Genomic DNA, 24,096 nt, shown 5'->3' with positions numbered 1-24,096 from the left:
CGAGGGGGACGTCAGGCCCGTGTCCAGGCCAACAGCCGCTCCGCAGGCCAGGTGTTGATCACCCGGTCCTCCGGTACGCCGCACTCCTCGGCCCGTGCGCAGCCGAGGATCTGCCACTCCAGCTGGCCCGGTGCGTGTGCGTCCGTGTCGATCGCGAAGTACGCCCCCGCCTCCACCGCGATCCGCAGCAGCGCGCGCGGCGGATCGAGGCGCTCCGGGCGGCTGTTGATCTCGACCGCCGTCCCGGCCTCGACGCATGCCGCGAAGACCCGTTCCGCGTCGAACTCCGAAGCGGGGCGCAGTCGTCCGCCCGCCACGAGTCGTCCCGTGCAGTGCCCGAGCACGTCCACGAGCGGGTCGCGGACGGCCCGTTCGAGCCGGCGGGTCATCGTGCGCGCGTCCATCCGCAGCTTCGAGTGCACCGACGCGACCACCACGTCGAGCCGTTCGAGCAGCTCCGGTTCCTGGTCGAGTGAGCCGTCCTCCAGGATGTCGCACTCGATTCCGGTGAGGAGCCGGAAGGGCTCCCATTCCTCGTTCAGCCGCGCCACCACGTCCAGTTGCTCCCGCAGCCGCTCGGGCGACAGGCCCCGCGCGACCGTCAGCCGCGGCGAGTGATCCGTGAGGACCGCCCACGCGTGGCCGAGCCCCGCCGCCGCACGGCCCATGGACTCGATCGTCGCGCCGCCGTCGGACCAGTCGGAGTGGAGGTGGCAGTCGCCGCGCAGGGCCGCCCGCAGCGCCTCACCCGCGCCGTCCGCGGGAGCCGAGGTGCGCAGGCCCTCCTCCAGCTCCGCCTCCAGACCCGCCAGGTACTCCGGCACCCGGCCCTCCAGCGCCTCGCGCACGACCGCCGCCGTCTTGGGCCCCAGCCCCTTCACGGACTCCAGGGTGCCCGCCGCCGCGCGCCGGGCCGCCTCGCCCTCCGGCAGGGCGTCGACGGCCGCGGAGGCCGTGCGGAAGGCCCGCGCCCGGTATCCCGGCGCCTGGGCGCGCTCCAGCAGGAACGCGATCCGGTTCAGGGCGGCCACGGGGTCCACGGCGTGCTCCTCACCCACCGCCCGGAGCGGTGGGCGCCGCCACCGGAGCCGGCTCGATCTCGCACCAGACCGCCTTGCCCTCGCCGCGCGGCTCGACCCCCCACCGGGACGCGAGCGCGTCGAGCAGGAGCAGGCCCCGCCCCGAGGTTGCCGCCTCGCCGGGGGTGCGCCGCCGGGGCCAGGCGCTCGACCGGTCCTGCACCGAGAGCCGTACCCGCCGCACCGGCTCGGGCAGCACCTCCAGGGTCAGCACCGCGCCGCCCTCGGTGTGCAGCAGGACGTTGACGAGCAGCTCGCCGGTCAACAACTCGGCGTCGTCGGCCAGCTCCGGCAGACCCCAGTCGCGCAGCGCCTGCGTCACCGCCGCCCGCGCGTCCGAGAGCCCCTGCGGATCGGCCTGGTGGATGTACTGGTGGATCCGCGGCGCCCGGGGCGTGCCCGGGTCCGGGCTCCGCCGCAGCACGAGCAGCGCCACGTCGTCGCCGGAGCCCCACCGCTCCCACAGCCGCTCCGAGAGGTGGTCGGCGAGCGCCTCCGCCTGCGGCGGGCCGCTGGCGATCGCCTCGGACAGCGCGTCGAGACCCGTATCGATGTCGGAGCCGGGCTGCTCCACGAGCCCGTCGGTGCAGAGTACGAGCGTCTCCCCGGGCACCAGGTCGAGCCGTGTCTCCGGGAACTCCTCGTCGCCGAACACGGTCGCGAGGCCCAGCGGCAGCCCGCCCCGCAGGTTGGGCTGGCCGACCCGCCCGTCGGTGTGCCGGATCAGCGGTCCGAGATGCCCGGCCCGTACGGCACGCAGGGTGCCGCTCGCCAGGTCCACCTGCGCGTAGGTGCAGGTCGCGAAGCGGTTGGTGTCCAGTTCGGCGAGGAAACGCGACGCCCGGGCGAGCACCGTCGACGGGGCGTGGCCCTCGCCCGCGTAGGCCCGCAGCGCGATCCGCAGCTGGCCCATGATGGCGGCCGCGTGCGTGTCGTGCCCCTGCACGTCGCCGACGACGATCCCGACCCGGCCCCGGGGCAGCGGGATCACGTCGTACCAGTCGCCGCCGACCTGCCGTCCGCTCCAGGCCGCGTGGTAGCGCACGGCGATCTCGCCACCGGTGATCGCCGGGATCCGGCGCGGCAGCATCGTCGCCTGGAGCCCCGTCGCGAGCTCCCGCTCCTCGTCGAAGAGGATGGCCCGCTGGAGCGACTGGGCGACGATCGCCGCGAGACCGAGCGCGAGGTTCCGCTCGTCGGCGTTGAAGGACGACCGGCCCCGGTAGAACAGCGCCATGCCGCCCAGCGAGCGGGCCTGCGCCACCAGGGGCAGGTAGCAGGCGGACCGGAACTCCAGACGCGAGAGGTACGGAGCGAGCTCGGGGAAGTCCCGGCCCAGCGACTGGAACGAGGAGACGAAGCGCGGCCGGCCGCTCAGCACCGCCTCGGCCAGCGGCAGCCCCCGGTCGAGCCGCCGGGTGCGGAAGTCGTTCAGCGCGTCGAGGGACTCGCCGCTGAGCGCGATCACGTTCAGCGAACCGTTCTCGACGAGCCCGAGCGCCAGCCCCTCCGCACCGAGCCGGGCGAGCCCGCCGGGCCCCGTCAGGGCGGCCGTCACGTCGTCCACGGTCACCGCGCGCGACAGCGCGTTCGTGGTCCGCTCGACGATGCTGGTCTGCACCTCGCGCCGCTTCTCCAGCTCCTGCACGAAAGCGGAGTGCGTGACCTCGGCGGTCGTGTCCCGCACGACCCCGACGATCCGCTGGGCGCGGCCGTTCGGCTTGCGCAGGATTCGTGCCTGTACGTGCGTCCAGTGGGGTGCACCCTCGTCCTGCGGGATCGGGAAGTGCGCGGTGTACGACACCGAGCCGCTCTTCACCGCCGCCCGCACGATGTCCTCGAGCCGGGTCCGCTCCTCGGGCGCCAGTCGCGCGACAAGGGTCGCCGGGCGCCCGTCGTAGGTGTCCGGGGCCAGCCCGAAGACGAGCAGCCCGGACTCGTCGACATCGATCGTGCCCGTGTCGAGATCCCAGTCGAAGCTGCCGGTCCGGTTCATGGCGAGCCGCTCGGCGGGCCCGATCTCGCCATTGCGCGTACGGCGGTCGTCATCGGTCATCCTCCCCATTGTCGAACCCGCACCCCGCGGACGCCATGGCGGTGACACGGCGTGGCGAAAGTTCGCCTCGACGGCCGGGCGTTCCGGCCCCCGCCACCGGCGGGGCAGAATGGGCCGGTGCAGCCGCCCTACCGTGTTCTCGGTCCTTGCCAGGCGCTCCGTACCGACGACGGTACGGAGGCCGCGCTGAGCGGTGCCAGGCTCCGGGCCCTGCTCACCGCACTCGCCGCCGGTGCTGCCGGTGCCGGGGGAGCCGGAGGACCCGGGGGACCTGGTGGATCCGGTGGCGCCGGGGGAGTCGGGCGGTCGGTGAGCGCCGACGCGCTGATCGCCCAGGTGTGGGCCGACGACGACCCGGCCGCCGGCCAGGACCGGACGGCCGCGCTCCAGGCCCTCGTGGGCCGCCTGCGCCGGACCCTCGGCCACGAGGCGATCGCCTCCGCGCCCGGCGGCGGCTACCGGCTGGCCGCCGACCCTGACGCCGTCGACCTGCACCGTTTCGAACGGCTCGCCGCCGAGGGCTCGGCCGCCCTCTCCGCAGGGGACGCCGTACGGGCCGCCGCCCTCCTCGACGAGGCCCTCGGCCTGTGGCGCGGGCCCGCCCTCGCGGACCTCCCCGGCCGGGACACCGACCCCCTCGTCGTACGGCTCGACCAGCGGCACACCCGAGCGCGCCGCGACCGGTTCGCCGCCGACCTGGCCCTGGGGCGGGCCGCGGACGTCCTCGCGCCGCTCGCCGCCCTCGCCGCCGGACACCCGCTCGACGAGCCCGTCCAGGCCCTGCGGATCCGCGCCCTGCGGGCCGCCGGGCGCTCCGCCGAGGCCCTCGCGGCGTACGAGGAGGTCCGCGCGGACCTCGCCGACCGGCTGGGCACGGACCCTGGCCCCGAACTGCGCGCCCTGCACGCCGAACTCCTCGGCACGCCCAGGCCCGCACCGGGTCGTGCGGCGGACCGGAGCGGGCGCCCGCCGGCCCGGCTGACCTCCTTCATCGGCCGGGACGGTGAACTGGGCGCGCTCGCCGCCGGGTGGGCCGACCGGCGGCTCGTCACCCTCACCGGACCCGGCGGCGTCGGCAAGACCCGGCTCGCCCTGGAGGCGGCCGAGACCTTCGAGGGCGGAGCGGTCCACGTCGCCGAACTCGCCTCCGTACGGGAGGAGTCGTCGGTCGCCGCCGCCGTCCTCAGCGCGCTGGGGGCCCGCGAGACCCAGCTCTGGAACGGTCCGGCCGTCGCCGAAGCGGCGGCCGGACCGAGGGGCTCGCTCGCCCACCTCGTCGAGTACTGCGCCGGACGGCGCATGCTCCTCGTCCTCGACAACTGCGAGCACGTGATCGGCGCGGCGGCGGAGCTCGCGCAGACGCTCCTCACGCGGTGCCCCGGCGTGACCGTCCTGGCGACGAGCCGGGAGCCGTTGGGGGTGCCGGGGGAGGTGCTGAGTCCGTTGGGGCCGTTGCCGGTGGAGATGGCGTTGCGGCTGCTCGGCGAGCGGGGTGCGGCGGCGCGGCCGGGGTTCCGGGTCGGGGACGACGCGGGGGCGGCGGAGGAGGTGTGCCGTCGGCTCGACGGGCTGCCGTTGGCGATCGAGCTGGCGGCGGCGCGGCTGCGGATGCTGTCGGTGCGGCAGATCGCGGACCGACTCGACGATCGTTTCCGGTTGTTGACGTCGGGGGCGCGGACCGTGCTGCCGCGTCAGCAGACCTTGCGGGCGGTCGTGGACTGGTCGTGGGAGTTGCTCGACGGGGCGGAGCGGGCGGTGCTGCGGCGGCTCGCGGTGTTCACGGGCGGGTGCGATCTGGCGGCGGCGGAGACGGTCTGCGCCGAAGCGCCGGAGGCCGACGCCCTGGAGGCCCTGGAGGCCCGGGACGTACTGGATGCCCCTGACGTACTGAACGTACTGGACGTCCTCGGCGCTCTTGTCGACAAGTCGCTCGTCGTGGCGGCGCCGGGTCCCGATGACGACGGGATGCGGTTCCGGCTGCTTGAGACGGTGGCGGAGTACGCGGGGGAGCGGCTGGACGAGGCCGGGGAGCGGGCGGCGACCGAGCGGCGGCACCTCGTGCACTACCGCGAGCTGGCCCGCCGTACCGACCCGCGGCTCCGCGGCTCCGGGCAGGTCGCCGCCATCACCGTCCTGGAGCGCGAACACGGCAACCTCCGGACCGCGCTCCGGACCGCCGTGGCCCTCGGCGACGAGCAGGAGGCGCTCTGCCTCGTCCACTCCCTGAGCTGGTTCTGGCAGCTGCGGAACCACCAGACGGACTCCCGGACATGGGCGGCGGCGGCCGCGCGGCTCGGCCCCGACCCGTTCCAGGAGCCCGTCCGCCCCGCCGAACCGTTCGACGGCCGCTGCGTCGACGTCCCGCCGCCGTGGACCGGCGAGCGTCTCTGGGAGGCCCGCCGCGGAGGACGCCTGTACGCGCTCGCGACCGAGGGCGGCGAGGGCGCCACCGTCCTCGAACGCCCCGAGACCCGCGCCCGGCTCACCGCCCTCGTCGCCGCGTACCGCCCGGGTCTCCCGCAGACCTGCCGCCAGCCGGGGACGATGTGGTTCTTCGCCCGGCTGATGACGGGCGAGCTGACCGGCCTCGACGAGACCCTGGCGCTGACCGTCGAGGCCTGCCGCGCCCACGGGACCGGCTGGGACCTCGGCTTCGCCCTCCTCATGCGGGGCAAGCTCCTCGGCCACGGCCCCGCGGACGCCGACGAGGCACTCGCCCTCTTCGAGGCCGCCGAGGACGCCTGGGGCATCGCGGAGTCCCTCTCGGCGCGGGGCGAGGCGTACGAGCGCGCCGGGCGGCTCACCGAGGCCGCCGCCGACTTCGAGCGGGCCACCCACGCCGCCGCGTTCGTGGGCGCCCGCTCCCAGGTGCCGCTCGTCACGGCGCGCCTGGCCGCCGTACGCCTCCGGCTCCGCCCGGAAGGGGACGAGGCGGCCGAACGGCTCCTGGCCGAAGCGGCCGACGCGGCGGGCGAGTGGGGAGCCGAGGCCGCCGGCACCGGTCGGCTGCTGCTCGCGCAGCACTACGCCCACACCGGTCGTACGGGCCTGGCCCGCGCGCAGCTCACCCGGCTGGAGGGCGAGTTCGGCGAGAACACCCCGGCGCTCTTCTGGGGCCTCGTCGGAGGGACGTGGGCGTGGCTCGACTGCCTGGACGGCGCCCACGACCGGGCCCTGGAGCGCCTGGCCCGCGCCGTCGCCGACCTGGAGACCCTCGCCCACCTGGTCGCGCCCTACCTCGTCGTCGCCCAGTTCGCGACGGCCGCCTGGGCCCGGGGCGGTCGGGGTGGACGAGGCGACTCGGGCGACTCGGACGGCTCAGACGGCTCGGACGGCCAGGGCGACGCCGAGATCGGCGCCGCGCTCCTCGGTGCGTACGACACCCACATCAGCCCCGTGACCGGCGGCGGCTTCCGCCCGTTCACCCCGCAGACGGAGGCCTCGATCCGCACCCGCGCAGAGGAGACCCTCCGCGCGCACCTCTCCCCGGCGACGTACACCCGTCACTACGAGACGGGCACGAAGCTCTCCCTCACCGCCGCCGTGACCCTGGTCCGCCACCCGGAGAAGACCCCGGATGCCTGACCGCTGTCCGTACCGCGTGACGTCCCGACGGGGGACCTGGTCCTGATCCCGGCAGGACGGGCCTCCGCTCAGCCCGTCGCGAGGCGCTCCCGGGCCTCGGTGAGGTCCTCGGGGGTCGGGGCGTCGTCCTGGGACAGGCGGCGGCGCCAGTAGCCGGTGAAGTGGACCGCGCGGCGGTCCACGCCGCGCTCCTCCACCAGGTGCCGACGCAGGCCGCGTACCGCCGAGGCCTCGCCCGCGAGCCAGCCGGAGGGACTGCCCGGCGGCAGCGTCCCGGCGCGGACGGCGTCGGCGGGCGGCGCGTCGTGGGGCAGCAGCCGCACGGTGAGGTCCCCGGCCGTCGTCAGGGGCTGTACGTCGGCCGGGTCGTCGACCTGGACGTACGCGAGGGCCCGCCGCCCCGCCGGGAGCGCGGCGACGACCGTGGCGAGGGCGGGCACCGCGCAGGCGTCGGCGTACAGGAGCGTCCAGTCGCCCGCGCCCGGATCGAAGGGCACCGCGAAGGCGGCGGACGGCCCGAACACGCCCAGCGGATCACCGGGCCGCGCGCGCCGCGCCCACCGGGTCGCCGGACCCTCGCCGTCCTCCGCGCCGGCCGCCCCGGCGCCCCCGCCGTGCAGGTGGAAGTCGATGTCGACGGTCTCCGCCACCGGGTCGTGCGCTCGGACGGTGTAGCTCCGCATCCAGGGCCGCTCCGCCTCCGGGAGCGCCGCGTAGGCCGCGTACCACCGCATCACGTCACCGTCCGCTCCGACGGCGGGCAGTACCGGCTCCGTGCCGGGCGTCCGGGGGAAGAACAGCTTCACCTGCTGGTCGGGCCCGGCGAGCGTGAACCCGACCAGCGACGGGCCGCCGAGGGTGACGCGGAGCGTACGCGGGGTGACCGGGCGGGTGGCGGTCACGCGCAGGCGCCGCAGGGGGAAGGGGAAGGCCGGGGGCTGGGACATCGCTGACTCCTCGGGGGGTCGGGTGGGCTCGGCCCACCCTCCCGGGGCGCGTCGACACGCCGCCGACACCCCGCCGACACGGGAGGACGTGTCCTGCGGCCCCGCACAGCACCCCGGACACCGCCCCGTGCCACCGTCCCGGATGCGCTCCGGTCGGCAGGACACGAGAATGGCGAGTGCCGGAAGAACACGTAGGAGGCGGCATGAACGCTGAGCCCGACAAGACGTCCGTGGGGGATCTCCCGACGCCCGACCGGTTGCTCCACGCCGGTTCGGAGGGCGAGTTCACGGCGGAGGACCTGGTCCTGGCATCCGGCCGTGACGTGAATCCGAAGAGCATCGCCTGGGCCGAACGCCGTATGGCGGAGAAGGGGCGCGCGTCCATGGACGAGCTCCTGCCCTAGGCCTCCTTTCCAGCTCCTTTCCAGCTCCTGCCCCGTCGGCCCCGGATCGGCTCGCCCGAACCGGGGCCGCGGCCTTCCACATTTGTGAAACACGTTCTACCGTGGCCGCCGTCGCACGAGCGCGCCGCCACGGGAGGCCCCCATGCACCTCGAGTACACGCCCGCCCAGAACAGCCTGCGCGCCGAGCTGCGTGCGTACTTCGCCGAGCTCGTCCCGGACGACTTCCACTCCCGGTACGCGGACCCCGCCGCGCAGAAGCGCTTCTACCGGGAGACCGTGCGCAGGCTCGGCACGGACGGCTGGCTCGGTGTCGGCTGGCCCGCCGAGTACGGCGGGCGCGGACTCTCCCCGATGGAGCAGTTCATCTTCTTCGACGAGGCAGCCCAGGCCGGCGTGCCCCTGCCGCTGATGGCCCTGAACACCGTCGGGCCGACGATCATGCGGTACGGCACCGACGAGCAGAAGGCGTACTTCCTGCCCCGGATCCTCTCCGGCGAGATCGACTTCGCCATCGGCTACAGCGAGCCCGACGCGGGCACCGACCTGGCCGCCCTCAAGACCCGTGCGGTCCGGGAGGGCGACGAGACCACCGGCCACTACACCGTCAACGGCCAGAAGATCTGGACCACCAACGGCGACACCGCCGACTGGGTCTGGCTCGCCGTCCGCACCGACGTCGACGCCCCGCCCCACAAGGGCATCACCATGCTCCTCGTGCCGACGAGCGACCCCGGCTACTCCTGCACGATCATCAACACCCTCGCCTCGCACGACACGACCGCCAGCTACTACGACAACGTCCGGGTCCCTGCCTCGCGGCGCGTCGGCGAGGAGAACAAGGGCTGGCGCCTCATCACCAACCAGCTCAACCACGAGCGGGTGACGCTCGCCGCCCACGGGACGATGGCGATCCGCGCCCTCCACGACGTCCAGCGCTGGGCCGCCGACACGAAACTCACCGACGGCCGCCGCGTCCTGGACCTCCCGTGGGTCCGCCGCACCCTCGCCCGCACCCACGCCCGGCTGGACGCGATGAAGCTCCTCAACTGGCAGATGGTGAACGCCGTCCAGCACGGCACCCTCACCCCCCAGGACGCCTCCGCCGTCAAGGTCTACGGCTCCGAGGCCCGCCGCGACGCCTACGCGGCCCTGATGGAGGTCGTCGGCTCCGCGGGCGCCCTCAAGGAGGGCTCGGCGGGCACCGTCCTCCACGGCGAACTGGAACGCGGCTACCGCTCCGCCGTCATCTTCACCTTCGGCGGCGGCAACAACGAGATCCAGCGCGAGATCATCTCCTGGATCGGCCTCGGCATGCCCCGCGTCCGCCGCTGAGCGTGTGTGACGAAGACGGGTAGTCGGCACAAAAGAGGTCGCATGTACGGGTCCGGTGGAGCCGCTGACACCCCGGTCATGCTCCTGGGCCCGCCGTCTCGCCTACCTCGCGACGGCGGGCCCGGGTCCCAGCGGCCACGGGCTACGGAGCGAACACGTGCTCAGACCGCCGCCGGGGAAGGCTCGCAGGCGTTCGCCAGGTCGATACGGACCGTCCGGTCGCAGAGCCGTTCCACCTGTGCGGGGTCGTGAGAGACGAGCAGGACCGTCCGGTTGCCCCGCAGGGCCGCCACGGACTCCTCGACCGTGTCGCGGCTCCGCTCGTCCAGGGCGCTTGTCGGCTCGTCCAGCAGGAGGGCCGCCGGTTCGAGGGCCAAGGCCCGGGCCAGGCAGAGCCGTTGGCGCTGGCCGTTGGACAGCGTCTGGGCCGGGGTGTCCAGCCGGTCGGAGACCTCGCTCCACAGGCCGGCCTCGCGCAGTGCCTGCTCGACGCGGTCGTGCAGCTCCGTCCTGGACGCCCGCACCAGGTGACGGAGGCCGAACAGGGCGTTGTCCAGGATGCTGCCGCCGAAGACGACCGGGGTCTGGGGAACCAGGACGACCGTGCTGCGCAGGCCGGCGTCGCCCTTGCCGTACCGGACGGGACGGCCGAGGACCTCCACCTCGCCCTGACGGCGGAGCCCGTGGGGCAGCAGGTCGACCAGGGCGCGCAGCACGGTGGACTTGCCGGCGCCCGACGGACCGCACAGGCCGGTGGTGGATCCGGCGGCCAGTTCGAACGTCACCGGTCCGACCAGGCGCTTCGTGCCGTCGAGGATCTGCAGGTCACGGACCGCGATGACAGTCCTGTCGACCCTGTTGTCCATGGTCGTGGCACCGGTTGTCACATCGTCCATCGTCGTGCTCCTTCGAAGCGGTTGCGCAGGAAGACCGCCAGGCTGAGCAGGCCCGCGGTGATCAGGACCAGGACGAGGGCGCTGCCCCACGCCTGGGCGATCGCCTCGGGGGCGCCCGAGTCCTGCGACAGGGTGAAGATGTGCGTGGGCAGGGCCTGGACCGGAGCGTTGACGATGCCGGTCGGGAGGGCGGGAGCCCCGAAGAACACCGTGGCGGTGAAGATCAGGGGGGCCGTCTCGCCCGCCGCGCGGGCCAGGCCGAGCAGCAGGCCGGTGAGCGTGGCCGGCCAGGTGTACGGGACGACCACGGAGCGGACGTACTGGGAGCTGGTGAGGCCCAGTGCGAACGCCGCCTCGGTGATCTCCGCCGGCATGCTCCGGATCCGGCCCGCGGTGGTGAGGGCGACCACCGGCACCACCACGGGCACCAGGACCACGGCGCCGGCCAGCCAGGAGCGGCCCCAGCCCATGGTCGTACAGAAGAGGACGTACCCCGCGAGGCCCAGCAGGATGGTGGGCGTCCCGCCGACCGCCACGGTCAGCGTCTCCAGGACGCGGGCGGTCTTCGCGGAGGCACGCGTGCCGATCACGATGCCCGCTCCGTAGCCGAGCGGCAGCGCGATCAGCGCCGTGGTCGCGAGGAGCAGGAGCGTACCGACGATCTGATCGCGTATGCCGCCGCCCGCCGCGCCTTCGGAGGGCGAGAACCAGAAGACCGGATTGAGTGCCGCACCGCCGCGGGCCAGCAGGATGCCGAGCATGCCGACGAGCAGGGCCCCCGGCAGCAGCAGTGCCCCGAGCCGGACGACGGTGGTGAGCCGGTCCTTCGGAGTGCGCAGCCACGCGGAGGACCGACGGGCACGAGGGGCGCGCGCGGCCCGTCCCGTGGAGCCGCGGGTGCCCCACACGGTGGCGACGGCGACCAGGGCCAGCAGGATGATGCCGAGACCGCACAGCGCCGCGAAGTACGGGCCGGAGGTGCCCGCGAGCATCGGCTCGGGGCCGGCCAGCTTGGTGGTGAGCGTCTGACCGGGGCGCACGAGGGAGGAGAAGACGTCCCCCAACGATTCCGGCAGGCGTCCGTCGGCACGGCCGATGACCATGAAGACCGCGATGGCCTCACCCAGTGCGCGGGCCAGGCCGAGGAGGACCCCGGCGCGCATGCCCGACCGGGCCTGGGGCAGGACGGCGGAGCGGACGACCTCGCGGCGGGTCAGGCCGAGGGAGTACGCGGCCTCCCGGTACCGGCCGGGTACGGCGGCCAGCGCGTCCACGCTGACCGCCACGATCGTCGGCATGATCATCACGGCGAGGACGATGCCGGCGGCGAGGAGGCTGTCGCCGCCCGGCACGTCACCGAGGTCCGCCACGAACGGCCGGATCACCATGATGCCGATCAGGCCGTAGACGATGGAGGGGACCGCTGCCAGGAGTTCGATGCTCAGGCGCAGCGGCTTGGCGAGGCGGGGCGGCAGGTACTCGGACAAGGCGACGGCCGCCGCCCAGCCGACCGGGACGGCGAGCACCAGCGCCAGGACGCACACGACCGCGGAGCCGTAGATCATGGCCAGGCCGCCGAAGGCGAGGTTCCCCGGACTCCAGGTGGACGAGGTGAACAGGGCCGCCCAGTCGACGGTTCCGCTCGCGATGCCCGTGACGAGGTAGCCGAGCAGGACCGCGAGGGTGAGCAGCACGGACAGGATGCCGCTGTACGCCCATCCCCAGACCCATCTCGCCCGGCTGCCGCGGCCGCTCCCGGAGGAGGGCCGCGACACGGCGGGTCCGGGCGCCTGGATGGGGCGCTCCAGAGTGAGCCCCATCGTCAGAGGCCCATCTGCTCGCGCGTGAGGTAGCCGTGCTCGGGCAGCAGCTTCTGGCCCTCGGGCGAGAGGATGTAGTCGATGTACTGCTTGACGGTGCCCTTCGGCTTGCCGTTGGTGATCATGTACAGCGGACGGGTCATCGGGTACTTGCCGGACGACACGTTCGCCAGGGTGGGAGCGACGCCCTCCAGAGGCACCGCGACCAGGTCGGGGTGACCCTCGATGAAGCCGGTCGACAGCGGGGCGATGGAACCGCGGGTGGACTTCAGCTTGTTGCGGGTCTCCAGGTTGCCACCGACGATGGCGTAGTTCGCGGACTTGGGCGGGGCCGGCGGCTCGCCCTTGCCGTAGATGAACTTGTCGAGCACCTCACGGGTGCCGCGACCGGGCTCCTTGTCGTACACGAAGACCTGGAGGTCGGGACCGCCGACCTCCTTCCAGTTGGTGATCTTCCCCTCGAACAGGCCCGCCACCTGCGTCTTGGACAGGCCCTTGACCCCGCCGTCGGCCACTTCCTTGGTGATGATGACGCCGACGGCGTCCGCGCCGATCTGTGTGGTGACGAAGTCCGTGTCGGGGTACGCCTTGTGGTCCTTGTCGGACAAGGGCTTGGAGCTGAGGGCGATGTTGATCTGGCCGGTGCCGAGCTGGGAGATCCCGCCGGCGGAGCCGCCCTGAGTGGCGACGGTGATGTTCAGGCCCTTGCCCTTCAGCGCCTCGGCGGCGTCGGAGGCCACCGGGGCGACGGTGGTGGAGCCGCTGGCCTGGATGGCGTCCGAGCCGGCCTTCGCGGAGCCGGCGCAGCCGGTCAGGGCGGCGGCGAGGAGGAGGGCGGCGGAGGCGGCAGAGGCGCCTTGGCGGACACGCCGTCCGGTGAGGTGCGGTGCTCTACTGCGGATTTCAGCGGACATGAAAGACATGGCGGTGCCTTTGCGGTGATGGAAGGGGTGGGATTCGGGGAACGCCGGCGGCGAATCGCCGCGGCCGGGGCCCCGTTTGTGGCATGCAGGTCTGCGGTCGGGACGTGGAAGGGGTGCGGCCGTGACCGCCGGTGGCCCCTGCCGCGTGGACGAGGTGGGCGGACCCCGGGCGAGCCTGCGGGTGCTCCGGGAGGGCGGCGCGACGGACACTGGGCGTGCGGATGATGACTACTCGCGGCGTGCAGCCGATGCCCTTGCGATCCTTGTCGCGTTCCCCGTTGAACTGGGCCTGAAGCATCAAGGCATCGGTGTCCGTCCACCCGCTGACCCCGGGTGCGGACCGCGATGCCGTGGGCGAACGTTACCGCCTCCGAGTCCCCCTGGCGACACCTTGATTGACGGAAATCATCGATGATCGGCGATTGAATTTGAGTCATGCGCCGGGGTGGTGAGTGCGCGGCCTGGGGTCGGCCACGAAATCCGAAGCCGTACGGGTCGCCTGTCGGCATCTTCGCCCTGGACGGCTTCAAGCTGTGTGAACAAACGGATTCAAGCTGATGACCTCACTTCGCAACCAGCCACAGAGGAGGGCGAATCGGGGCAGCGGCACTCTGCGGCGACGGGGGTCGAAGAGACGGTCTTTCAGTCATTCATCGATCTATTGACATACATCGCTCAACGCTGGCAGGGTTCCGGCCGTCGGTCGACAGCGTCGTTACCGACCTGGGCCCTGACCCGGCCCCCTCTCGATCCGTCACGCTCCTTGATCACTCCCTGGGGGGAAGTGTGAGTAGTGCCCGTGTTCTGGTTGCCTCCGCGTTCGAGGCGGAGCTCCAGCCCTTGACGTCAGCGTGTGCGGCTGCCGCCCTGCAGCACCACGGCGCCGACGTCGTCGGCTGGGACGCGCACCTGCTTCCCGACGCCATTCCGGAAGGCCCCTTCGACCTCACGCTCGTCTCGGTCCAGCAGTTCGAGGGTCTCGAGCGGGGAATCGCCCTGGCGCGGAGGGTCTCGGAGGCGTACGGCACCACGGTCGTGACCTTCGGCCAGTACGCGCAGATGAACCACCGGGAGTTCCTCGAGGTCGCCGACGGCATCATCATGGAGGAGCCCGAGCTCATCAGCGAGGAGCTGGCTCAGCTCGCCGCCGGCACCCTCGCGCTCGACGCGGTGCCCGCCCTGATGACCCGCACGGGCATGCGGCCCAAGCCCCCGCGCCGGCGCATCTCGGTCACCAAGCCCGCCCGGGACCTGTTCCCCTCCCTCGTGCACTACCCGGCGCACCACTCGCCGTTCGGCCTGATGGGCAACATCGAGGCGTCTCGCGGCTGCCACCACAAGTGCACCTACTGCTCCGTCTACGGCGCCTACGACGGCGGTGTCGCCGCGTACGACGCCGACAGCGTCCTGGCCGACGCGTTGCAGCTGGCGGAGGAGGGCGTCCGGCACTTCTGCTTCATCGACGCCGAGTTCTTCAACTCCCGCACCATCGGCATCGGTGTGGTCGAGCGACTCGTCGAGGCCATCGGCCCGATCACGTTCGAGTTCACCACCCGCGTCGACCACGTCCTCGACTACACCAAGGAACTGGAGAAGCTCGTCTCGCTCGGGCTGCGCCGCGTCACCTGCGCACTCGAGTTCCCCTCCAACCGCATCCTGCGCATCTTCGACAAGCACATCGACGTCGACCACATGCGCGAGGCGGTCGACGAGGCCGAGCGGATCGGCTTCGAGCTCTACCCGACATTCATCCCCTTCACTCCGTGGATCGAGTACGAGGAGCTCCTCGGCTTCGAGGACTGGCTGGTCGAGACGGGCCTCGCCCGCGTCACCGACCCCACCGCCCTGCAGACCCGACTGCTGCTGTTCAAGGGCTCCCCGCTGCTCTCCTCGCCCTGGATGGAGGACATCGCCACTGTCGACCGCGGCTTCTGGGTGGAGTGGACCCACCCCGACAAGCGCGTCGAGGAGCTCTGGCAGGAGCGCCGCACCGACGCCGAGGACGCAGGCAAGATCCGCTGCTGCGTGAAGTGCTGACCCACCCGCTCACAAGAAAAGGACACTGACATGGGTGGATCACCCCGCGTCGTCATCTCCACCGGCCAGGCCCTCCCGGACATGGACTGGACCGGCGAGCTCGCCGGTCTCACCGACTCGTGGCCGTACCTCGGACCCACCTGGCTCCGCGCCACGGAGAAGGTGCTCCCCGACGTCCAGCCCTGGCACACCCTCGCCCACCGCGCCCGCGGTGAGCTGGCCCTCCTCCCCGGCTACATCCTCACCACCCCGCCGGTCGTCGACCACGAGCCGCGCACCTACCTGGGATGGCAGGCGCCCTCCGGTGAAGAGGTGTGCTGCGGCGCCGAGACCGACGCCGCGCGCAGCGCCGAAGTCGACGCCCTGGGAACCGAACCCTTCTTCCCGACGCTCCTGCTCGGCTCCCCGCTGGGCTACCGCACCGAGGTCGCCTACAACTTCTGGACCCCCACCCTGATGGGGTCCGTCATCGACAAGCTCGTGCCCGCCGCCTTCGAGGCCGGCATCCGCTGCATCGTCGCCCCCTGGATTCCCAGCCGTCGTGGCAACGACGCCCTCGTCGACGCGCTCGACGCCGCCGGCGCGTCCAGCACCTTCTGGGGCTACGAGGACTTCATGAGCCTCGACGCGCCGAACTGGGAAGGACACCTCGCCGCCCTGCCGCTGAAGAAGCGCCAGCGCATCAAGGGCGACGTCCGCCGCGCCGAAGCCGCCGGCGTGACGATCGAGCGCGTCGACGGCACCGACATCCGCCCCTACGTCGCCCGCATCGCCGAACTCACCTGTCTCAACCGGGAGAAGAACGGCGCAGGCGAGGAGCCCGAGCACATCGTCGGCATCCTCTCCGCGCTCATCGACGAGGGCGCGGACGTCCGCGCCTACCTCGGCTACAAGGACGGCGCGCTGGTCGCCACCTGCGTCACCATCCGCAAGAACCACCGCCTCTTCCCGAAGTGGGCCGGCTTCGACTACGCCGCGATCGGCGAGCGCAGCGGCATCTACTTCGCCCTCGTCCTCGACGCGCCCGTCCGCGACGCCTACTCCGAGGGCCTGCGCACCGTCGAGTTCGGCGCCGGCGCCCACCAGGCGAAGGCCCTGCGAGGCTGCACCCCGCGTGAAGTCACCACCTCGATCCTGCTGTCCGACCCGGCGCTGCGTCCGCAGGCGAACGCCTGGCTCGACGCCTTCGGGAACAGCAGGCGCGTCGCGTTCGGCGCCGCCTCCGCCCCGGCCCAGCCCGCGAACCTGCCCCTCCTGGGCGGCTCCGGCGACAGCGGCTGCTGCGGCTGACCCCGCCCGACTCCACGACAAGGACGAGAAGGACCACATGATCACCTTCATCCCCCTGACCGGATTCCTCGGGGCGGGCAAGACCACGACCATGACCGCCGCCGCGCTCGCGCTCCAGGAGCAGGGCCGCAAGGTCGCCGTCATCACCAACGACCAGGGCGTCGAACTGGTCGACACCAAGCTGGTGCGCAGCAAGCTCGACAGCGTCGCCGAGGTCACCGGCGGCTGTTTCTGCTGCAAGTTCGAGGACCTCGTCGAGGCCATCGTCGCGCTCGTCGCCTCCGACAGCGTCGACACCGTGATCGCCGAGGCCGTCGGCAGCTGCACGGACCTCCAGGCCACCGTCGTACGTCCGCTGCGTCAGTACTACGGCGACGACATGGTCGTCGCCCCGCTGACCACCGTGGTCGATCCGCTGCGGCACCTGGCGTTCGCCCGCGCCGCCGAGCGGGGCGAGCCCGAGTCGGACCTGTCGTACCTCTTCCGCCAGCAGGTCACCGAGGCCGACGTCATCGCCGTGAACAAGCTGGACACCATCAAGGCGGACCGTGCGGAGGAACTCCTCGCCTCGCTCCGTACGAGCAACCCGAAGGCGACCGTCGTCGGTTACTCGGCCACCACGGGCGCTCACCTGGAGACGCTCCTCGACGCGTGGCAGGCGCCGGCGACGAACGAGGACGTCGTCCTCGACATCGACTACGACCGGTACGCGGCCGCCGAGGCCCAGCTCGCCTGGATGAACCAGGAGCTCGACCTCACCGCCGCCGGGGACGGTTTCGACGCGACCGCCTGGGCCCGCACCGTCCTTCAGGAGCTGTCCGCCTGGGCCGCGGAGCACGACGCCGTGATCGGCCACGCCAAGATCACCGTGGAGACGGCCGACGGCGACTTCGCCAAGCTCAGCCTCACCGAGTCCGGCGCGCAGCCCACCCTCGACCGCGCCGCCGAGGCCGGCGCGCCGACCGGCCGGGCCGTGGTCAACGCCCGGGTCGCCTGCGAGCCCGACGCCCTGGACGCGGCCGTGACGGAGGCCGTCAAGGCCGCCGACCTGGCCACCGCCGTCACCTCCTCGGCGACCACCCCGGTGTCGTTCAAGCCCTCCTACCCGCGCCCCGTGCACCGCCTCGCCCCCGCCGGCGCCTGACCGAGAAGGACCACCTGTCATGAGCGACACCACCACCGCCGGCAGCCTGCAGGAAGAGGTCCGGGAGTACTACCGGGCCAAGGCCGCCGAAGCCGAGACGAGCGGCGCCTGCTGCTCGCCCGACCCGCAGACCTTCGGCCCCGCCGCGTACGACGAGATCGGCCCCGGCACCGCCCCGGACACCGCCCTCCTCGCCAGCCTCGGCTGCGGCAACCCGAGCGCCGTCGCCGAACTGCGCGAGGGCGAGACGGTCCTGGACCTCGGCTCCGGCGGCGGCCTGGACGTCATCCTCAGCGCCCGGCGCGTCGGCCCCGACGGCCGCGTCTTCGGCCTGGACTTTCTGGAGGAGATGCTCGCCCTCGCCGCCCGCAACGTCGAGGATGCCGAGATCGACAACGTCGTCCTCCTCAAGGGCACGATCGAGTCCATCCCGCTGCCCGCCGACACCATCGACGTGATCATCTCCAACTGCGTGATCAACCTGTCGCTGAACAAGCCCGCCGTCTTCGCCGAGATGGCCCGCGTTCTCACCCCCGGCGGCCGACTCGGCATCAGCGACGTCGTCGCCGAGGACCGGCTCAGCCCCGAGGAGCGAGCGGAACGCGGCGGACACAGCCAGTGCATCGCCGGCGCCCTCTCGGTCGCCGAGTACAAGGAACTCCTCGACGCGGTCGGCCTGAAGGACGCGGAGGTCGTCTTCACCCAGGAGGCGGCCGACGGCCTCCACGCCGCGATCATCCGCGCCCACAAGCCCGTCGACAGCACCGCCGGCGCGCAGGAGTGCGCGCCCGGCGGCACCTGCTGCTGACCACGTCGTCACATCCGGGCCGTGGCCGGAGCCGAAGCTCCGGCCACGGATACCTGGCTACGTCTTGCACCGTCGTGCTCGACTGCGTGCCGATTCCGGCGCGCGCAATGCTCCTGATCGCACGGCCGGTCCGCCGCTCGCCGCGGCCGGCGCGGCGGCGGTGATCCTCGTGGTCCGCTAAGGATTCCCATGTCCGATACGTCACTCGACCGGGAGACCGTCGAGGAGTACGCCCGCTGGTTCCGAGCCCTGGCCGACCCGACGCGCATCCGCATCATGCGGTTCCTGAGCGGTCGGCCGGGGACCGTGCCGGTGGGTGAGATCGTCGCTCATCTTGGACTCAACCAGTCGACCGTCTCGCACCACCTGAAGATCCTCCATACCGTCCGCTTCCTGACCAGACGCCGTGCCGGTGCCAGCATCCGGTACGCCATCAACCCCCGCTGCATCGCCGAGTTCCCCAGCGCCGCCGACATCCTCATCGGCGCCCCCGCCCACTCCTGTCAGGAACCGGGATCCAGCTGAAGCCCCTTCGGCTGCGGCCGTGCGGCACTCGTCGGGAGTGCGGCGGCCTTGTGCAGGTCGCAGGTCGCAGTCGCAGGTTCGAGCAATGAGCAAGCAGATCAGCCGGCAAGGAGACTCCTTGCCGGCTCATCGTGCTCGCTCGCGGCCGTGGAACAGAGGGAAGACCGGCCGGAGTACGACTCCCGAGGCCGACCGGAGCAGAGGGGCCAGCTCCTGCCCGTCAGGTCCGCCAACGTGACGGGCAGGAGCTGGTGTTCATGGGGAGGGTCGACGGCGTGGGCCTCGGTGTGGCCTCAGGCTGTGACGGCCACGCTCACCGCGGCCTTGCTCCTGTCGGCAAGGGCGGCGAGGTATCGCTCCGCGTCGAGCGCGGCCTGACAGCCGGAGCCCGCCGCGGTGATGGCCTGGCGGTAGGTGTGGTCGACGACGTCCCCGGCCGCGAAGACTCCTGGCAGGTTCGTGCGCGTGGAGGGCGCCTCCACCCGGATGTAGCCCTCGTCGTCGAGGTCGACCTGGCCGGTGAAGAGTTCGGTGCGCGGGTCGTGGCCGATGGCGATGAACAGGCCGGTGGCGTCGAGGTCGCGGGTCTTGCCGGTGAAGGTGTCGCGCAGGACGACGCCGGCGAGCATGCCGTTCTCGGACTTGATCTCCGCGATCTCGCTGTCGAAGGCGAAGGAGATCTTGTCGTCGGCGAAGGCGCGGTTCTGCATGACCTGGGAAGCGCGCAGGGCCGAGCGCCGGTGCACGACGGTCACGGAGCGGGCGAAGCGAGTGAGGAAGGTGGCTTCCTCCATGGCGGTGTCTCCGCCGCCGACCACGACGATGTCCCGGTCGAGGAAGAAGAAGCCGTCGCAGGTGGCGCACCATGAGACGCCGCGGCCCGAGAGCTCGTCCTCGTTCGGCAGGCCGAGCTTGCGGTAGCCGGAGCCGGTCGCGATGATCACGGCCTTGGCGCGGTGGACCGTTCCCTCGCTGTCGGTGACTTCCTTGATGTCTCCGGTCAGGTCGACGGAAACGATGTCGTCGTCGATCATCTCGGCGCCGAATCGTTCGGCCTGGGCCCGCATGTCGTCCATGAGGTCGGGGCCGTCGATGCCGGTGGGGAAGCCGGGGAAGTTCTCGACCTCGGTTGTCGTGGTCAGGGAGCCGCCGACGAAGATCGAGCTGCCGAAGAGCAGCGGCTTGAGCTGGGCGCGGGCGGTGTAGAGGGCGGCGGTGTATCCGGCGGGGCCGGAGCCTATGACGATGACCTCACGGACGTCGTCACCGGTGGTCGCGGTCGGGTCGGTCACTGCGGTCACGCCTCCCGCTTCGCGTCGATGTCGGCGATGAGGCCCTCGATCAGGCCCTTGATCTCGTCGCGGATCGGACGGACGGCCGCGACACCCTGGCCGGCCGGGTCCTCCAGGGCCCAGTCGAGGTACGTCTTGCCGGGGAAGACCGGGCAGGCGTCGCCGCAGCCCATCGTGATGACGTAGTCGGACGCCTGGACGGCCTCCGTGGTCAGCACCTTCGGCTTCTGGTCGGAGATGTCGACACCGACCTCCCGCATCGCCTCGACCGCGGCCGGGTTCACCTGGTCGCCCGGAATCGAACCGGCGGAGCGGACCTCGACGCGATCGCCGGCCAGGTGGTTCAGGAATCCGGCGGCCATCTGGGAGCGGCCCGCGTTGTGGACGCAGACGAAGAGCACGGAGGCGAGCGGAGCGGTGGTCATCGGTTCTTCCTTGCCGGCAAGAGGTCAGCCCCGGCTGGTATCAGCAGCGAGTGATGTGACAGTATCAGCACATGATGACGTCAGTCGATACTGATCTGATCCGGGTTCTGGCCGATCCCCTCAGGCTCCAGATCGTGACCCTGCTCGCCCGCGAGACCCTCTGCACCACCCACCTCGTCGAGGAGACGGGTGCCAAGCAGACCAACCTCTCCAACCACCTGCGCGTGCTGCGTGAGGCCGGTGTGGTGGAGACCGAGCCCTGCGGTCGCTTCACGTACTACCGCCTGAAGCCGGACGTCATCGCCCAGCTCGCCGCTCAGTTCGCCGACCTGGCCGAGTCCGCCCGTACCGCTGCCGAGAACAAGAGGGCCTGTCCGTGACCCGCACCCAGGCGCCCACTCCGGCGGCGGATTCCCCGGTCGTCGCGAAGCTGTCGACGCTCGACCGCTTCCTCGCCGTCTGGATCCTGCTGGCCATGGGCCTCGGCCTCGGGCTCGGACGGCTCATCCCCGGCCTGGACGACGCGCTGGCCAAGGTCGAGATCGGCGGCATCTCGCTGCCCATCGCCGTCGGCCTGCTGATCATGATGTACCCGGTCCTCGCCAAGGTCCGGTACGACAAGCTCGACGCCGTCACCGGCGACCGGAAGCTCATGGTCTCGTCGCTCGTCGTCAACTGGATCATCGGTCCGGCGCTCATGTTCGCCCTCGCCTGGATCTTCCTGCCGGACCTGCCCGAGTACCGCACCGGCCTGATCATCGTCGGCCTGGCCCGCTGTATCGCCATGGTGATCATCTGGAACGACCTGGCGTGCGGCGACCGTGAGGCCGCCGCGGTCCTCGTCGCCCTGAACTCCGTCTTCCAGGTCCTCGCGTTCGGCCTCCTGGGCTGGTTCTACCTCGACCTGCTGCCCGGCTGGCTGGGCCTCGGCGAGGGCGGGACGCTCGACATCTCGATGTGGAAGATCGCCCTGAACGTCGTCATCTTCCTCGGCATCCCCCTGGTCGCCGGCTTCCTCACCCGCCGGATCGGCGAGAAGCGGATGGGCCGGGAGTCGTACGAGACGAAGTTCCTGCCGAGGATCGGGCCGTGGGCGCTCTACGGGCTGCTCTTCACGATCGTCATCCTGTTCGCCCTGCAAGGGAAGACCATCACCTCGCAGCCGCTGGACGTCGCACGGATCGCCCTCCCGCTCCTCGTCTACTTCGCGGTGATGTGGTTCGGCACCTTCGTCCTCGGCAAGGCCATCGGTCTCACCTACGACCGCACCGCGACGCTCGCCTTCACCGCCGCCGGCAACAACTTCGAACTCGCCATCGCCGTCGCCATCGCCACCTTCGGCGTCACCTCCGGCCAGGCACTCTCCGGCGTCGTCGGCCCCCTCATCGAGGTCCCGGTCCTGGTCGCGCTCGTGTACGTCTCGCTGGCCTGGCGCAAGAAGTTCGCCCCTGCCCAGCGCTAGTCCCGCCACGCCACTCCTCGGTGCCTCGCCCCTCCGATCGGGCGAGGCGCCGTCGTACGAAGGGAAGCCGGAGAGATGAGCAGCTCACTCGACGTCGTCGTCATCGGCGGTGGCCAGGCGGGACTCGCCGCCGGGTACCACCTGCGCCGCCTCGGCGGCCTCGACTTCGCCGTCCTGGACGCTCAGCCCACACCGGGCGGAGCCTGGCAGCACACCTGGGACTCGCTCCACCTCTTCTCCCCGGCCCCGTACTCCTCCCTGCCCGGCCGCCCGATGCCGCTGCGGCAGGGGAAGACGTACCCCGACGCCGCCCACGTCGTCGGCTACCTGACCGACTACGAGCAGCGATACGAGCTCCCCGTCCACCGGCCCGTGCGCGTTCAGGCGGTCCGCCGCGACGGCGAGCGCCTTCGCGTCGAGACCGACTCCGGCACCTGGCGCGCCCGCGCCGTCGTCAGCGCCACCGGAACGTGGTCGCGGCCGTTCCTGCCCGCCGTCCCCGGCCGCGACGCGTTCCAGGGGCGACAGCTCCACACCGTCGAGTACCGCACCCCCGGCGAGTTCGCCGGAATGCGGGTCATCGTCGTCGGAGGCGGGAATTCCGGAGCGCAGGTCGCCGCCGATCTCGCGTACGGCGCCGACCTCACCTGGGTCACGCAGCGACCCGCGCGGTTCCTCGCCGACGACATCGACGGCCGTGCCCTCTTCGACCACGCCACCGCCCGCCGCCGTGCCCTCGACGAAGGCCGTACCGACGGCGGGGGAGTCGCTTCGCTCGGTGACATCGTCGCCGTACCGCCTGTACGCGAAGCCCGCGATGCGGGCCTCCTCAAGGCGCAACCGATGTTCACACGGGTGACGGGGACCGGTGTCGAGTGGGCCGACGGTACGCGGGCCGAGGCCGACGCGATCATCTGGTGCACCGGCTTCCGTCCTGCGCTCGCCCACCTCGCCCCGCTCGGGCTCCGCGGTCCTCGCGGACACATCTCCACCCGGGGAACAGAGGCTGTCGGAGAGCCCCGACTTCATCTGCTCGGGTACGGCGACTGGACCGGCCCCGCCTCGGCCACCCTTGTCGGCGTCGGCCGTCCCGCCCGCGAAGCCACGCGGGCCGTCGCGGCCCTTCTGCGATGAGGCCGCGCGGGTGAACGGTTGGTGAATGCCTGACGGATATCGACCCTCGGATTCGCCGTGCGATCTTGTCGGCTCGTATGGTGTCCGGATGGCAATTCCGTTGGCGGGCATACCGATCGAGGACCTGAGCGCGGAGCACTGTGTGCCGTGCTTCCCGGGGCTGCTGATCGACCGCGACGAAGTCGAGATGCTGACGGCCCAGTTGAAGGCGATGGCCGACCAGACCCGCCTCCAGATCGTCCACCTCATCGACCAGTCGCCGGCCGGAGAACTCTGCGTCTGCGACCTGACCAAGTCGCTCGACCTGGCCCAGCCCACGGTGAGCCGCCACCTGAAGATCCTCACCACGGCCGGGCTGCTGCGCCGCGAACAGCGAGGAACCTGGGCCTGGTTCTCGATCCGCTGGGACGCTCTTCAGGGGCTCAGGAAGCATGCCTTCCCCCGAGGCATCGACTGCTCGCCGTTCTGACCGCACTGCTTCAGCGAGCCGGCGCCGCGTCCATCTCCACGATGAGATTCTCGACCAGGCTCCTGACGGCGTCGCGGATGGGGCGCACCGCCTCCACCCCCTGCCCGGCCGGGTCGTCGAGCTTCCAGTCGAGGTAGCGCTTGCCGGGGAAGACCTCGCAGGTGTCCCCGCAGCCCATCGTGACGCACACGTCCGACTCGCCGACGGCTTCTGTGGTGAGGATCTTGGGGACCTCCGCGGACATGTCGATGCCGACTTCGCGCATCGCTTCGACCGCCGCCGGATTCACCGCCGAGGCCGGGGCGGAGCCCGCCGAACGGACCTCGATCCGGTCGCCGGCCAAGTGGCGAAGCCATGCGGCGGCCATCTGGGACCGGCCGGCGTTGTGAATGCAGACGAACAGGACAGAGGGCATCCGGGACACCTACGACTCCTCAAATGGGTTGCTATGCAAGGGCGTTCAGAAT

At 72.0% G+C, this 24,096-nt stretch carries 21 protein-coding genes; 12 read left to right on the top strand and 9 right to left on the bottom strand.

Annotated features, from left to right (window positions below; all coding sequences use genetic code 11):
- Window positions 1-11: 11 nt before the first annotated feature.
- Both ACFC0G_RS18510 and ACFC0G_RS18505 read right to left on the bottom strand, forming a co-directional pair.
- Window positions 12-1,040 carry a PHP domain-containing protein gene (locus tag ACFC0G_RS18510; RefSeq protein ID WP_376404378.1) on the bottom strand — a complete coding sequence of 343 codons (1,029 nt, stop codon included), beginning with the start codon at window positions 1,038-1,040 and terminating at the stop codon, window positions 12-14.
- A 10-nt stretch (window positions 1,041-1,050) separates the two neighbouring features.
- Window positions 1,051-3,135: a SpoIIE family protein phosphatase gene (locus ACFC0G_RS18505; protein WP_376404376.1), complete on the bottom strand. Its 2,085-nt coding sequence runs from the start codon at window positions 3,133-3,135 to the stop codon at window positions 1,051-1,053.
- A gap of 117 nt (window positions 3,136-3,252) precedes the next feature.
- On the opposite strand from ACFC0G_RS18505, the gene ACFC0G_RS18500 reads away from it, so the two are divergent.
- Complete coding sequence (locus ACFC0G_RS18500; protein ID WP_376404374.1) at window positions 3,253-6,720, top strand: BTAD domain-containing putative transcriptional regulator; 3,468 nt, start codon at window positions 3,253-3,255, stop codon at window positions 6,718-6,720.
- Window positions 6,721-6,788: 68 nt separating this feature from the next.
- Here ACFC0G_RS18500 and ACFC0G_RS18495 read toward each other — a convergent pair whose 3' ends face one another.
- On the bottom strand, window positions 6,789-7,667 hold the full coding sequence (locus tag ACFC0G_RS18495) for a siderophore-interacting protein (RefSeq protein ID WP_376404372.1): 879 nt from the start codon (window positions 7,665-7,667) through the stop codon (window positions 6,789-6,791).
- Between the two features lie 203 nt (window positions 7,668-7,870).
- On the opposite strand from ACFC0G_RS18495, the gene ACFC0G_RS18490 reads away from it, so the two are divergent.
- Both ACFC0G_RS18490 and ACFC0G_RS18485 read left to right on the top strand, forming a co-directional pair.
- The gene (locus ACFC0G_RS18490; RefSeq protein WP_376404370.1) at window positions 7,871-8,071 is read left to right on the top strand and encodes a hypothetical protein; all 201 of its coding nucleotides are present in this window, start codon (window positions 7,871-7,873) and stop codon (window positions 8,069-8,071) included.
- A 142-nt stretch (window positions 8,072-8,213) separates the two neighbouring features.
- Window positions 8,214-9,404 carry an acyl-CoA dehydrogenase family protein gene (locus ACFC0G_RS18485; protein ID WP_376404368.1) on the top strand — a complete coding sequence of 397 codons (1,191 nt, stop codon included), beginning with the start codon at window positions 8,214-8,216 and terminating at the stop codon, window positions 9,402-9,404.
- A gap of 161 nt (window positions 9,405-9,565) precedes the next feature.
- Here the strand turns inward: ACFC0G_RS18485 and ACFC0G_RS18480 are convergent, their stop codons facing one another.
- Genes ACFC0G_RS18480 through ACFC0G_RS18470 form a run of 3 tightly spaced genes read right to left on the bottom strand, consistent with a single transcriptional unit; the run spans window position 9,566 to window position 13,034 of the window.
- Window positions 9,566-10,300: an ATP-binding cassette domain-containing protein gene (locus ACFC0G_RS18480; protein ID WP_376404366.1), complete on the bottom strand. Its 735-nt coding sequence runs from the start codon at window positions 10,298-10,300 to the stop codon at window positions 9,566-9,568.
- A complete protein-coding gene (gene pstC, locus ACFC0G_RS18475; RefSeq protein ID WP_376404364.1) occupies window positions 10,288-12,120 on the bottom strand; it encodes a phosphate ABC transporter permease subunit PstC in 1,833 nt (610 codons plus the stop codon). The genes ACFC0G_RS18480 and pstC overlap by 13 nt, the downstream gene beginning before the upstream one ends.
- A gap of 2 nt (window positions 12,121-12,122) precedes the next feature.
- On the bottom strand, window positions 12,123-13,034 hold the full coding sequence (locus tag ACFC0G_RS18470; protein WP_376404362.1) for a phosphate ABC transporter substrate-binding protein: 912 nt from the start codon (window positions 13,032-13,034) through the stop codon (window positions 12,123-12,125).
- 795 nt (window positions 13,035-13,829) lie between these two features.
- Between ACFC0G_RS18470 and ACFC0G_RS18465 the strand changes: the two genes are divergently transcribed.
- From ACFC0G_RS18465 to ACFC0G_RS18445, 5 genes are all read left to right on the top strand, one after another.
- On the top strand, window positions 13,830-15,080 hold the full coding sequence (locus ACFC0G_RS18465) for an RCCLKC-tail radical SAM protein (RefSeq protein WP_376404360.1): 1,251 nt from the start codon (window positions 13,830-13,832) through the stop codon (window positions 15,078-15,080).
- 30 nt (window positions 15,081-15,110) lie between these two features.
- Complete coding sequence (locus tag ACFC0G_RS18460) at window positions 15,111-16,370, top strand: GNAT family N-acetyltransferase (RefSeq protein ID WP_376404358.1); 1,260 nt, start codon at window positions 15,111-15,113, stop codon at window positions 16,368-16,370.
- A gap of 37 nt (window positions 16,371-16,407) precedes the next feature.
- Window positions 16,408-17,514: a GTP-binding protein gene (locus tag ACFC0G_RS18455; RefSeq protein WP_376404356.1), complete on the top strand. Its 1,107-nt coding sequence runs from the start codon at window positions 16,408-16,410 to the stop codon at window positions 17,512-17,514.
- 19 nt (window positions 17,515-17,533) lie between these two features.
- A complete protein-coding gene (locus ACFC0G_RS18450; RefSeq protein WP_376404354.1) occupies window positions 17,534-18,322 on the top strand; it encodes a methyltransferase domain-containing protein in 789 nt (262 codons plus the stop codon).
- A gap of 189 nt (window positions 18,323-18,511) precedes the next feature.
- Complete coding sequence (locus ACFC0G_RS18445) at window positions 18,512-18,847, top strand: ArsR/SmtB family transcription factor (RefSeq protein WP_376404352.1); 336 nt, start codon at window positions 18,512-18,514, stop codon at window positions 18,845-18,847.
- Between the two features lie 293 nt (window positions 18,848-19,140).
- On the opposite strand, the gene trxB is transcribed toward ACFC0G_RS18445, so the two are convergent.
- The gene (gene trxB / locus ACFC0G_RS18440) at window positions 19,141-20,139 is read right to left on the bottom strand and encodes a thioredoxin-disulfide reductase (protein ID WP_376404539.1); all 999 of its coding nucleotides are present in this window, start codon (window positions 20,137-20,139) and stop codon (window positions 19,141-19,143) included.
- 5 nt (window positions 20,140-20,144) lie between these two features.
- Window positions 20,145-20,564 carry an arsenate reductase ArsC gene (locus tag ACFC0G_RS18435; protein WP_376404350.1) on the bottom strand — a complete coding sequence of 140 codons (420 nt, stop codon included), beginning with the start codon at window positions 20,562-20,564 and terminating at the stop codon, window positions 20,145-20,147.
- 71 nt (window positions 20,565-20,635) lie between these two features.
- Between ACFC0G_RS18435 and ACFC0G_RS18430 the strand changes: the two genes are divergently transcribed.
- The 4 genes from ACFC0G_RS18430 to ACFC0G_RS18415 all read left to right on the top strand — a co-directional run bounded on the left by ACFC0G_RS18430 (window position 20,636) and on the right by ACFC0G_RS18415 (window position 23,629).
- Window positions 20,636-20,944: a metalloregulator ArsR/SmtB family transcription factor gene (locus tag ACFC0G_RS18430; RefSeq protein ID WP_319312215.1), complete on the top strand. Its 309-nt coding sequence runs from the start codon at window positions 20,636-20,638 to the stop codon at window positions 20,942-20,944.
- The gene (arsB, locus tag ACFC0G_RS18425) at window positions 20,941-22,026 is read left to right on the top strand and encodes an ACR3 family arsenite efflux transporter (RefSeq protein WP_376404348.1); all 1,086 of its coding nucleotides are present in this window, start codon (window positions 20,941-20,943) and stop codon (window positions 22,024-22,026) included. The genes ACFC0G_RS18430 and arsB overlap by 4 nt, the downstream gene beginning before the upstream one ends.
- Window positions 22,027-22,101: 75 nt before the next feature.
- Window positions 22,102-23,160: an ArsO family NAD(P)H-dependent flavin-containing monooxygenase gene (locus ACFC0G_RS18420; protein WP_376404345.1), complete on the top strand. Its 1,059-nt coding sequence runs from the start codon at window positions 22,102-22,104 to the stop codon at window positions 23,158-23,160.
- Window positions 23,161-23,248: 88 nt separating this feature from the next.
- Entirely contained in the window at window positions 23,249-23,629 is a 381-nt protein-coding gene (locus ACFC0G_RS18415) for an ArsR/SmtB family transcription factor (protein ID WP_376404343.1), read from the top strand.
- A gap of 10 nt (window positions 23,630-23,639) precedes the next feature.
- Here the strand turns inward: ACFC0G_RS18415 and ACFC0G_RS18410 are convergent, their stop codons facing one another.
- A complete protein-coding gene (locus tag ACFC0G_RS18410; RefSeq protein ID WP_376404341.1) occupies window positions 23,640-24,053 on the bottom strand; it encodes an arsenate reductase ArsC in 414 nt (137 codons plus the stop codon).
- Window positions 24,054-24,096: the final 43 nt, after the last annotated feature.

Origin of the sequence: Streptomyces sp. NPDC056169 (genome assembly GCF_042268445.1) — a bacterium.
Taxonomy (GTDB): Bacteria; Actinomycetota; Actinomycetes; order Streptomycetales; family Streptomycetaceae; genus Streptomyces.
The sequence above is the reverse complement of the archived record's forward strand: the minus strand, read 5'-3'. Positions and strand labels throughout refer to the sequence as shown.

Excerpts from the sequence above, each read along its gene's own strand:
- ACFC0G_RS18505 (WP_376404376.1), bottom strand. The coding sequence starts at position 3,135 with ATGACCGATGACGACCGCCGTACGCGCAATGGCGAGATCGGGCCCGCC.
- ACFC0G_RS18495 (WP_376404372.1), bottom strand. The coding sequence starts at position 7,667 with ATGTCCCAGCCCCCGGCCTTCCCCTTCCCCCTGCGGCGCCTGCGCGTG.
- ACFC0G_RS18490 (WP_376404370.1), top strand. The coding sequence starts at position 7,871 with ATGAACGCTGAGCCCGACAAGACGTCCGTGGGGGATCTCCCGACGCCC.
- ACFC0G_RS18485 (WP_376404368.1), top strand. The coding sequence starts at position 8,214 with ATGCACCTCGAGTACACGCCCGCCCAGAACAGCCTGCGCGCCGAGCTG.
- ACFC0G_RS18480 (WP_376404366.1), bottom strand. The coding sequence starts at position 10,300 with ATGGACGATGTGACAACCGGTGCCACGACCATGGACAACAGGGTCGAC.
- pstC (WP_376404364.1), bottom strand. The coding sequence starts at position 12,120 with ATGGGGCTCACTCTGGAGCGCCCCATCCAGGCGCCCGGACCCGCCGTG.
- ACFC0G_RS18470 (WP_376404362.1), bottom strand. The coding sequence starts at position 13,034 with ATGTCCGCTGAAATCCGCAGTAGAGCACCGCACCTCACCGGACGGCGT.
- ACFC0G_RS18460 (WP_376404358.1), top strand. The coding sequence starts at position 15,111 with ATGGGTGGATCACCCCGCGTCGTCATCTCCACCGGCCAGGCCCTCCCG.
- ACFC0G_RS18455 (WP_376404356.1), top strand. The coding sequence starts at position 16,408 with ATGATCACCTTCATCCCCCTGACCGGATTCCTCGGGGCGGGCAAGACC.
- ACFC0G_RS18450 (WP_376404354.1), top strand. The coding sequence starts at position 17,534 with ATGAGCGACACCACCACCGCCGGCAGCCTGCAGGAAGAGGTCCGGGAG.
- ACFC0G_RS18445 (WP_376404352.1), top strand. The coding sequence starts at position 18,512 with ATGTCCGATACGTCACTCGACCGGGAGACCGTCGAGGAGTACGCCCGC.
- ACFC0G_RS18435 (WP_376404350.1), bottom strand. The coding sequence starts at position 20,564 with ATGACCACCGCTCCGCTCGCCTCCGTGCTCTTCGTCTGCGTCCACAAC.
- ACFC0G_RS18430 (WP_319312215.1), top strand. The coding sequence starts at position 20,636 with ATGATGACGTCAGTCGATACTGATCTGATCCGGGTTCTGGCCGATCCC.
- ACFC0G_RS18420 (WP_376404345.1), top strand. The coding sequence starts at position 22,102 with ATGAGCAGCTCACTCGACGTCGTCGTCATCGGCGGTGGCCAGGCGGGA.
- ACFC0G_RS18415 (WP_376404343.1), top strand. The coding sequence starts at position 23,249 with ATGGCAATTCCGTTGGCGGGCATACCGATCGAGGACCTGAGCGCGGAG.